General features: G+C 51.4%; 8 protein-coding genes. 4 read left to right on the plus strand and 4 right to left on the minus strand.

Annotated features, from left to right (window positions below):
• The coding region (locus tag HKN79_08210) for a VCBS repeat-containing protein (protein NNC83546.1) at nucleotides 1-1,704 on the minus strand (1,704 nt) is incomplete at its 3' end.
• A 193-nt stretch (nucleotides 1,705-1,897) separates the two neighbouring features.
• Between HKN79_08210 and aspS the strand changes: the two genes are divergently transcribed.
• Both aspS and rimK read left to right on the plus strand, forming a co-directional pair.
• The gene (aspS, locus tag HKN79_08215) at nucleotides 1,898-3,640 is read left to right on the plus strand and encodes an aspartate--tRNA ligase (GenBank protein NNC83547.1); all 1,743 of its coding nucleotides are present in this window, start codon (nucleotides 1,898-1,900) and stop codon (nucleotides 3,638-3,640) included.
• Between the two features lie 47 nt (nucleotides 3,641-3,687).
• Nucleotides 3,688-4,575 carry a 30S ribosomal protein S6--L-glutamate ligase gene (gene rimK, locus HKN79_08220; protein ID NNC83548.1) on the plus strand — a complete coding sequence of 296 codons (888 nt, stop codon included), beginning with the start codon at nucleotides 3,688-3,690 and terminating at the stop codon, nucleotides 4,573-4,575.
• Nucleotides 4,576-4,577: 2 nt separating this feature from the next.
• Here rimK and HKN79_08225 read toward each other — a convergent pair whose 3' ends face one another.
• Nucleotides 4,578-5,552 (minus strand): glycosyltransferase family 9 protein, encoded by a 975-nt coding sequence (locus tag HKN79_08225; protein ID NNC83549.1) that lies wholly within the window; start codon nucleotides 5,550-5,552, stop codon nucleotides 4,578-4,580.
• A gap of 89 nt (nucleotides 5,553-5,641) precedes the next feature.
• On the opposite strand from HKN79_08225, the gene HKN79_08230 reads away from it, so the two are divergent.
• Together HKN79_08230 and HKN79_08235 are read left to right on the plus strand one after the other, a co-directional pair.
• Entirely contained in the window at nucleotides 5,642-6,418 is a 777-nt protein-coding gene (locus HKN79_08230) for a TatD family hydrolase (protein NNC83550.1), read from the plus strand.
• Nucleotides 6,411-7,433: an asparaginase gene (locus tag HKN79_08235; GenBank protein NNC83551.1), complete on the plus strand. Its 1,023-nt coding sequence runs from the start codon at nucleotides 6,411-6,413 to the stop codon at nucleotides 7,431-7,433. The genes HKN79_08230 and HKN79_08235 overlap by 8 nt, the downstream gene beginning before the upstream one ends.
• A gap of 3 nt (nucleotides 7,434-7,436) precedes the next feature.
• Here HKN79_08235 and HKN79_08240 read toward each other — a convergent pair whose 3' ends face one another.
• Both HKN79_08240 and HKN79_08245 read right to left on the minus strand, forming a co-directional pair.
• Nucleotides 7,437-9,713 (minus strand): T9SS type A sorting domain-containing protein, encoded by a 2,277-nt coding sequence (locus HKN79_08240; protein NNC83552.1) that lies wholly within the window; start codon nucleotides 9,711-9,713, stop codon nucleotides 7,437-7,439.
• A gap of 3 nt (nucleotides 9,714-9,716) precedes the next feature.
• The gene (locus tag HKN79_08245; protein NNC83553.1) at nucleotides 9,717-10,286 is read right to left on the minus strand and encodes a hypothetical protein; all 570 of its coding nucleotides are present in this window, start codon (nucleotides 10,284-10,286) and stop codon (nucleotides 9,717-9,719) included.
• Between the last annotated feature and the right edge of the window lie 269 nt (nucleotides 10,287-10,555).

Consider the following 10,555-nt stretch of genomic DNA (forward strand, 5'->3'; position numbering starts at 1 on the left):
CTCATCCCCAAAGCGGGAAGCCAGCAGTAGGTCTTGTAGCCCATCCCCATCCAGGTCAGGGCTTTCAATGCTGTTGGCATAATGATCCAAGCTCACCAGATCAAGTGCAGGATCGAAGGCGCCTCCGCCTTGATTTCTGATCAAGGAGACGGTTTGAGCATTGGCTGTAGCATAGAAGATGTCAAGGTCATCATCTCCTTCGATATCTGCTAGATATAGCGCAGCGATGATACCACTGGGCGCTACTGGAAATAGCGTAATGCTCCAGTTGTCTGTCGGTCCTTGTTCGAGGTAGGCCAGTCCACCTCCATTGGTGGAGCTGGACACGACCAAGTCCTGATCACCATCATCATCCATATCGGCCGCGATGATGCGATCGGGAGAGGAAAGTTCTGTGCTGATCAAATTCTTTGTCCATGGCAGGTAATCTGAGCCCGTACCAGGATTATCATACCAAGCGACTTCATCTCCGAAAGGGGTAGTAGAGACCGCATCCAAATCTCCATCTCCATCTATATCTGCTGCATTGCACCAATTAGGTTCCAGAATGAAGCTGGACAATCCTTCTCTTGCGATGGGCTCTCCCGATTCGAATCGATGTAGATAAATGGGGTCATTGAAGTGCGAATCGATCACATCCTGATCACCGTCACCATCAATATCACCCGCAATGAAATAGTATCCTGCTTCGGATTCTGGAGAGAGCGCCTCTACATAGAAAAGTTGCCCCGTCCCATCATTTGCGTAAAGTGTCAGGCCGTTCGCATCTTGGATCAAGACATCGATATCTGTATCCGCATCGATATCGACCAATTCCATGTGTGTAATGGGACCGGTCTCTTCGATTCCTCCACCGAACATGAAACCACCTATACCGTCATTGGCAAACCATTCCACCAATCCATCGGAGGATTCAGATAGTACCAGGTCCAGGTCATCATCCCCATCCATGTCGCTCACCCGGATCATTCTGGCTGTGGCTGAGGTAGAGATTGGTGCTGACTCCACTGCAAAGTTCATTGCCCCATCATTGGCCAGCCAGGAGAGTTCGTCAGAGGCATGATATCTAACAACGTCCATATCCCCATCATCCTCCATATCCATGGCCCTCACCAATGAATTTGCTCCCGAACGAATGAGCTGCTGGCTGCCGAAGCCCCCGGTCCCATCGTTGATATACGAGACCACTTTCTCGCCTCCGGTTCCTATCCAACCCAGGCTCATCAGCACATCTTGGTCCCCGTCCATATCAAGGTCTACCACTTGATAATCACTTACTCGCACATCATCGCTATTGATCAATATCGGCTCTGAGAATCCTCCCGCTCCATCATTGGACATCCATATGACATCCGCATAGAGTCCACCGGTGCTCATCACCAGGTCCAGATCCATATCCCCATCCATATCGATCAGGGTAGGTACTCCTCTTTCTTGAAACGGGTAATTAAAAGCGATCTCTGTACGCTCACTGAATGAACCTGTTCCATCATTGAGGTAATATGCCGGATAGCGGTAAGAATCTGCAATAAGGTCCAGATCCCCGTCTCCATCGATATCTCCAAGCGCGAGTGCGCTCCATCCCAATTCTTCGGGACAGATGATGTGTGCATCGAGCATTTCGAATTGCTGTGCAGAATTGAGAAGTGGGAGACTAAGGGCAATGAGCACCCAATGCCTTGTCGTGAGAAAGATTCTGTTCATTGCTCGGCTAAAGATAAAGCTGTGAGCATTCCACGGTCACCTGAAGTCTGACAGGGATTCCAATCCCTTGAGTTTCTGAGTCTACTACATTATGTAATCTAAGAAGTGAACTTACACTCTGAAGACCATCAAAGTCGTTGCCATTCCCAATCCAAGAAACTACCTTCGCACACCTTTCAAAAAAGCAGAAGGAATGTACAGAACGAAGACCTGTGGTGAACTGAGAATCAGTGATGTAGGACAAGAAGTGACCTTGGCCGGCTGGGTGCAGAAATCCCGTGACCTCGGAGGGATGACCTTCATCGATCTCCGGGATCGCTATGGCCTCACACAATTGGTCTTCAACATGGATGAGAATGCTGACCTCTGCGAGCAGGCGCGTAAGCTCGGTCGTGAGTTCGTTATCCAGGTAAGCGGTACAGTCATCGAGCGCTCCAGCAAGAATGCGGATATGGCCACGGGCGACATCGAGATAGACGTGAAATCGCTGACACTTCTCAATGCCTCCAAGACACCTCCATTTACCATAGAGGATGAGACCGATGGTGGTGATGAGCTACGCATGCAGTACCGCTACTTGGATCTGCGTAGAAAGCCTCTACGTGATAATCTCGCTTTGAGAAATCGCCTATCCATCGAGACCCGTAAGTACATGGATGAACTGGGTTTCTTCGAGGTGGAAACGCCATATCTCATCAAGTCCACTCCGGAAGGTGCGCGTGACTTTGTAGTGCCAAGCCGCATGAATGAGGGTGAATTCTACGCACTCCCCCAATCCCCTCAGACCTTCAAGCAGCTGCTCATGGTCTCAGGCTATGACCGCTACTATCAGATCGTGAAGTGTTTCCGAGATGAGGACCTACGTGCAGACCGTCAACCGGAGTTCACGCAGATAGACTGCGAGATGTGCTTCGTGGAGCAAGAGGATATCCTCAACACCTTCGAGGGGCTGATCAAGCACCTATTCAAAGTCATCAAAGGAGTAGAGCTGACCGATTTCCCACGCATGACCTTTGCCGATGCCATGTATCACTATGGCTCCGATAAGCCGGACCTCCGATTCGACATGCAGTTCCAGTACATGGACGATGTAGCCAAAGGACAGGGCTTCAAGATATTCGATCAGGCAGATACCGTCATTGGGATCGTGGCTAAAGGAGCAGCCGAATTCAGTCGCAAGCAATTGGATGCACTGACGGATTTCGTCAAGCGCCCACAGGTAGGCGCCATGGGCATGGTCTATTGCAAGTGCAATCCAGATGGGACTTTTAAAAGTTCAGTCGATAAATTCTACGATCAAGAACAGCTGAAGCGATGGGCTGAACATACAGGGGCAGAAGCTGGAGATCTCATCTTGGTACTCTCAGGAGGCTTGGACAAGACCCGTAAGCAGATGAATGAGCTTCGTCTCCATGTAGCTGATCTTCTCGACCTGAAGAAAGAAGGGGTTTTCAAGCCCCTCTGGGTGGTGGATTTCCCCTTACTCGAATGGGATGAAGACACCGAGCGTTTCCACGCCATGCACCACCCCTTCACCTCTCCCAAACCTGAGGATATCGATAAGATGGAGTCGGCTCCTGGAGAAGTCCGGGCCAATGCCTATGACATGTGCATGAATGGAGTAGAGCTGGGTGGTGGAAGCATCCGAATCCATGACCGGGAATTGCAGAGTCGCATGTTCGACCTACTCGGTTTCACCAAGGAAGAGGCTCAGGCCCAATTCGGCTTCTTGATGCAGGCATTCGAGTATGGAGCACCTCCCCATGGAGGGATCGCATTCGGTTTCGATAGGCTCTGTGCCATGTTCGGTGGGCAGGACAGCATCCGTGATTTCATCGCCTTTCCTAAGAACAACTCGGGTCGCGATGTCATGCTCGATGCTCCGGCCTCATTGGATGACGATCAATTGAGTGAACTTCATATAAAACTGCGATAACACCCCGCTGGATCAGCGACTTATCTTCGTTGTCCTTTTCAATAACCATGGCCGTAGCAACTCTCAAGATAGCTGTCCTTTCTAGGAATCCGAATCTGTACTCTACTTCTCGCTTGATAGAAGCTGGAGAGAAGAGGGGCCATGATATGATGGTAATCGATCACAGCAAATGTGATATCATCATCGAGAAGAAGAATCCGCACATCTTTTACAAAGGGAAAGAGATACAAGATGTGGATGCGGTGATTCCGCGTATCGGAGCATCGGTGACCTTTTACGGAACCGCTGTTGTGAGGCAATTCGAGATGATGAAGGTCTTTACAGCCATCGAGTCACAGGCCCTGGTGCGTTCCCGTGATAAACTTAGAAGCCTGCAGATCCTGTCACGCGCAGGCTTGGGTATGCCCAAGACAGCCTTCACCAATTATTCCAAAGACACCTCTGAAGTACTGCGTCAAGTAGGTGGTGCACCAGTTGTTATCAAGCTTCTGGAAGGCACCCAAGGAGTGGGGGTCGTATTGGCCGAAACACGCAAGGCGGCAGAATCCATCCTAGAGGCATTCAATGGATTGCAGGCCCGGGTCATCGCTCAGGAATTCATCAAGGAGGCAGGTGGAGCTGATATACGTGCCTTCGTAGTGGATGGGGTCGTAGTTGGCGCCATGAAACGTCAGGCCAAGGAGGGAGAATTCAGAAGCAATCTCCATCGCGGTGGAAGTGCTGAGGTCATCGAATTGAGTGATGAAGAAGAGAATGCAGCCCTACGCGCAGCCAAAGTCCTAGGACTCGGAATAGCCGGTGTGGACATGCTGCAATCCTCACGGGGACCGCTGATCATGGAAGTGAATTCATCACCTGGATTGGAAGGCATTGAAGAGGCCACAGGCAAGGACATCGCCAAGTCGATCATCCGCTACGTGGAGCGGCATATCTGAATTCAGGATTCTGACTTGAGCACCCTCACAACTTCGTCATCCTCGATACTCTCGATGCAATTCACAGGATACTTGCATCGATTCCCTAGTTTGGAGCAGGGGCGTTTCGACTTGTCCCTAGGCTGTAGCATGACAGAACCTTCTCCCGGTCGATAGGGATACATGCCGAATTCTGGGACCGTACATCCCCACAGACTGATGATGCGTTTCTTCCATGCAGCAGCGATATGCATCATCCCGGTATCCGGTGTGACCACTACCTGGGACTCACGCAGAAGCCATGCACTCTCATGCAGGGTGGTGCGTCCCACCATGTTGACCACATGAGCTTGTGTCGATCGCATGATCTCTTCGGCCATGTCCACATCAGCCTTTCCACCAAGGAGCACTACGGGGATTTTCAGTCGATCCACAATTCCTGTCACCTTAGCGGCCGAGAAACGCTTGCCTTCATGGGCAGCCCCGATCACCCAGGCCACATAGCCCTGCGGTGAGAGAGAGAAGACCTGTAGATCCACCTGTACATCCTCGGGGATGAAATAATCCAACCCCTGTCCATCATCCTGAGTACTGAATGCCCGGATGGCATCCATATAGCGATCCACTATATGGACATCCGGTAGCTTGTTGATGCCGAAATTGACCCAGAGATACTTCTTCCAATTCAGCTTGTCGAAGGTAAAATACAGCCCCTTGACCTTGCGCTTGACCACCGAGGTACGCAGATTCCTATGCAGGTCGATCAGATAATCGAAGTCGATATCGGCCAGTTCTTCCACCACCTCATCCAGAGAGTCGGTCATGGTCCACAATCGATCCACGTAGGGATTGTTCTCCAAGATAGGTGCAAAGGAGGCTTTGGTCAGATAGTGAAGTTCCACCTCTCCTTCGAGTTGGCTCTTGAGGGCGCGGATCACAGGAGTGGTGAGCACGATATCTCCGATGGAGCTGAAACGTATGACCAAGACGCGAGTCACAGCATGCAATAGTACTGTCAATGGAGATTACAATTTCTATCGCCAGCGAGATAATCCTGCCTTTCTTATACAATTACCTTCGTTCCCCTATGCGATTCATAGACACACACGCCCACCTCTATCTCGACCAATTCGAGGATGATATCGATGAGGTGATGGATCACGCCTTGGGAAACGGGGTGGACACCATCCTACTACCTAACATCGACCGAGTAAGCATCGATTCCCTACACCGCCTGGTGGCGGATTTTCCAGAAATATGCAAGCCCATGATGGGGCTGCATCCATGCAGTGTCAAAGCAGATTTCCAAGCAGAACTGGACCATATGCGTCCGCTTTTCGAAGAGCGGGATTATGTGGCCGTAGGTGAGATAGGCATCGATATGCACTGGGACAAGAGTACCTTGCCTTTGCAGCTGGAGGCATTCAGACAGCAGATCGGTTGGGCCAAGGAACTGGACCTACCCATCGTCATCCACGCCCGGGAGAGTTTCGATGAGATATTCGAGGTGGTGGATGAGCTGAATGATGCCGATCTACGGGGAGTATTCCACTGCTTCACGGGTACGCCCGATCAGGCCCGACATATCCTCGACTATGGTGGATTCAAGATGGGGATCGGTGGGGTTCTTACCTATAAGAATGCAGGGCTCAAAGAGACCCTGAAGGACATTCCTATCGAACACATCGTACTGGAAACAGATGCCCCCTACCTCTCTCCGGTGCCCTTCCGTGGCAAGCGCAATGAGAGCAGCTACGTCCTGCAAGTGGCCATAGAGATGAGCAAAGTCTATGACCTGCCCATCACCCAAGTGGCCGAACAGACCACACAGAATGCCATCGAATTATTCAGACTGGATGGATGAGCGCTCGAGGATATTGCTGATCTACACGGGTGGTACCATAGGAATGGTGCACGACCATGAGCGGGATGTCTTGCTTCCCTTCCGATTCGAGCAACTACTCGACCATGTGCCGGAACTCAAGGCCTTTGATATCGATATCGAGACCATACAGCTCTCACGTATCGTGGATTCATCGGATATGCGGCCCGAGCTGTGGGTAGAGCTGGTCGGATTGATCGAGCACCACTATGCCGACTATGACGGATTCGTCATCCTGCACGGCACGGATACCTTGGCCTTTACGGCCAGTGCCCTGAGCTTCATGGTACAAGGACTCTCAAAACCCATCGTACTGACAGGTAGTCAGCTGCCCATAGGCATGATACGTACCGATGGTAAGGAGAATCTCATCACGGCCATCGAAGTGGCCTCCACCAAGAAATTCGAAGAGGCCCTTATTCCCGAGGTGGCTGTCTATTTCGAATATCGATTAATGCGTGGAAACCGAGTGACAAAATACAGTGCCGAGCATTTCGATGCCTTTCATTCGCCCAACTATCCCAACCTCGCTGAGGCAGGAGTAGACCTGGTCTACAATCACCCCTATCTGCGCCATAGCGGACCGGAACAGCCTACTTTCCACAAACACATCGAAGAGCAGATCGCGTTACTCAAGCTTTTTCCAGGAATCTCAGAAGATGCGGTGAACTGTATTCTACAAGGCAACGCCCAAGGTGTTATCCTGGAGAGTTTCGGGGCGGGTAATGGTCCTACCTCACCGATGTTCTTACGTGCCTTGAAGACAGCGGTCGACAGTGGTAAGACCATTCTCAATATCTCCCAATGTCTGGCCGGCTCGGTGCAACATGGACGCTATGCCACCAGTGCGGCCTTTGATGAGATTGGGATCATCTCCGGAGGGGACATGACCTTGGAATCCGGGATCACCAAGTTGATGCATGTTCTAGGAAATTACTCCGGAGCTGAAGCGATCAAAGAGAAACTCTTGGAATCCATTGCCGGGGAGCGGGATTGATGCTCACTGCACGATCAACTTCTCATCGAAGAAGATCGACCCATACTGGATCCGCAGGATATAGAATCCGGCTGAAAGACCTTGTATAGGTATCATGGATTGTTCTCCGCTTTGAGCAGTGCTGAGATCGACTGTGCGGATCCTATTGCCCAAAGCATCGAATAGTTCAGCCTGTATGGTCAACCCATCGAAATGCTCCATATCCATCCATACATGGGTCTTACCCTGGGAGACCGGATTGGGATAGAGTGTGAACTGCTCGCCGATGTATTCCATCAATTGACGTAGCATGACCGGTGGACGCTTGATGGCAAAACTCCGTAACTCCTCGATACTGGCATACCACTGATTGACAGAAGCGGGTCGATTCCAACGGTCGATGTGCTCAGCAAGCAAGGGCGCATATAGCCCCTGCAAGGAGTCGATCTTCTGGAGTACCCGCTCCGTGCTGAATGTGGTGGAGTAATGGTACAAGGCCCTTTGCATGAACTCTTTTCTGAAATCATCGTTATCCAAAAGCCTGTCGAGCATGAGTGCTGACCACTCCGGTATCTCACTGGAGGGGGATCCCGAAAGGATGAAGTCCTTCAGTCGGTCGCTCTCGGTGCGCAACATGCACCGATCACAGTCGTAAAGGATCCATCGCCATTTCCCATTCTCCGTTCGAGGGCGCCAGAAGCGGATGTTGATCTCCGGCCAATCGAAATTGGCCAAGTAGAACTGGGCGATGTAGTAGTCCATCAAGTTGGAGAGGTCCACCCGCGCAGCTACATAGGTATAGGCATCAGCGTGCGCGAGGTCATGGGTGGCCACATAATCCCGCAATTCCAAGTACGCGCTGGAAGAACCCTCTTCGACTGTGGATTCCAAGGTCAACAAGTCGACCTCATCTGGATCCACTCCGTGATTCTGCGCGAGATAGTGCTCATCGATTCGCTCACGGATATTATGTATTCCCCAATATTCGCCATTGAGAAAGACCACCGATGGGCTATAGTCCATATAATCCACCTCCATATCCCGTATCAGCTCGGTACTCAACACATCGCGTATCAAGGTGCCTCCTTGATCGGAGTCTGCGCTTCGGAGTAGAATGCGCTTATAGGCCTCTGAAGTCTTCTGCTGAAAAAAGGGATAGGGGAACAATTCTGCCGCATAGTCGTCCCGCGCATAGAGTCTGAGCGTCTTCTGTGGGAGATAGCGCGATGATTTTCCATGGATACGCGCACCACAATCCTGTGCGAATTGCTTGCTGTGCTGGCTATCGAAGAATTCCAGATGCATTTGCCGCTCCCACTCCCATCCTTTCATGAAATAGTTGCCGGTCGTGCGGTAGTTATCCGGGTCGAAATGCACGCCTTGCACATAGATGCCCCGCTCATATGAGAACAAGCTGTCGCTCGGTGTGCTGAGTGCGATCACAGGTATGCCGTCATACCGCTCATCCAATCTTGAAGAGATGAAATAGGTCTCGGTGAAGATTCTCGATCTACGCTGCTCATCTAGGAACAATGCCGCTTTGATCACCGTAGCCTTCTCTCCTGCCTTTCTGGGCTCCTGCCAATCCAGACCGCTGGGAATGAGGGAGATGCCATCCGGGTCATACTGCCGGTCCCTGATGGTAATGGGAGCTTCGTAGACCGGGGAATCGGCTGTAGGATGAGAGCCATCTGTAGTATAGCGTATCGTATATCCCTCTTCTGCCTGGAGGGTCAGACCGAATCCTTCCGGGTAGAATCCCCCTGGATCGGAAAAAGCAATCTGATGCTCCCAATCCGGAATCACCTCGCCCACATCATTACTTGCTCCCGGACTGGCCGGTAGGAAGCGTACTTGAACATCCATCTGCCCATCGTTCAAGGCGCCGAGAGACACATCTTCTTCTAGACCCTGAGCCGGGATGTACCGGATCAGTTCCCCTTGTGGATTGCTCAACAAAAGCGCCTCTCCATCGGAAGAGATCTTGAAATTGGTATGGTAGCCTGTAGGGCCTTGTCGGTCCTTATCCGATGCAAATACGATGAGGAATCCTCCGCTTACAATCTGACCGGTAGTGAATTGCCATTTCAATGGGTCTTCTGCATCATCGCTGAGATGATATCCGGTCAGGTCGATAGGTTCAGAGGAGGAATTATGGAGCTCGATCCAGTCGGGTCGGTCGCCATCGGCATCCTGGATGCTGCTCTGGTTGTCCGACATGAATTCATTGATCGAGAGGCCTTGCGCTCGGCCGAGCAAGCAGGAGATGGAGAGCGCTATGAGGAGGATCCACTTCATCATCGATCAGAATCGGATACCGGTACGTATGGTCAAGAAATCCAGTGCAAATCCTTCTTCCAACTCTTCATCCAGACCGGAATCGAACTCGATCTCTCCCCTCTGGTGGATATATCCCAGAGCGACAAGCAGTGCTGTCCGCTTACTCAGCGGAAAAGCCATCTGGTGATAGGTACTGAAATAGAATCCTCCTTCATACTCATAGGCCGGGAGGTCCCTATAGAAGCTGCTCCAGCCCAGTGATGAACCTATATTCAGTCGGATATGGTTGCTTCTGGGCCCTTCTTTCAGTTGCGCCTCTACATCCAGGAAAAAGGGGAGTATGGTCTCGTTCTCGAAGGATTGCAGTCCCACGCCTACCCCCAGATCGACCCAGGGGCTGATCGGTGTGAGGATCGCTCCTTGGGCCATCAGGCCAGGACGGTAATAGAAGGTCTCGTTCTCTATCTCCCCACCGGCCAGCATCCCGAACTGGAGATCATAGATATACTCGCGTTCACCTTCGCTCTCTTCTTGAGCGGTCAGATGCAAGCAGAATGGCAAGCAGAGAAGCAGTATGAAGAATGTTCGAATCATTGGTAGTTGGGAGGGGCCGCAATTAGCGTGCCTTGAGAGCTCAATTTACTCTCAATCGTGTCAGCTCTCGGTTCTAACCTTGTAAGTTATTGGATTTCAACGGCCTGCGCAAGACTTAGCTGCGAGTTCAGGTTCTCTGCCCATTGGGTCCGGATCTTGGCCTGGGGAAAGTCTTTCACGCTGGATATGCGCCCTTTCATCAGTCGAGCTTCAATACAGCCAAGAAGGCAGACTGTGGTACTTCCACATTGCCCACCTGACGCATGCGC

Source organism: Flavobacteriales bacterium, from assembly GCA_013001705.1.
Classification (GTDB): domain Bacteria; phylum Bacteroidota; class Bacteroidia; order Flavobacteriales_D; family JABDKJ01; genus JABDLZ01.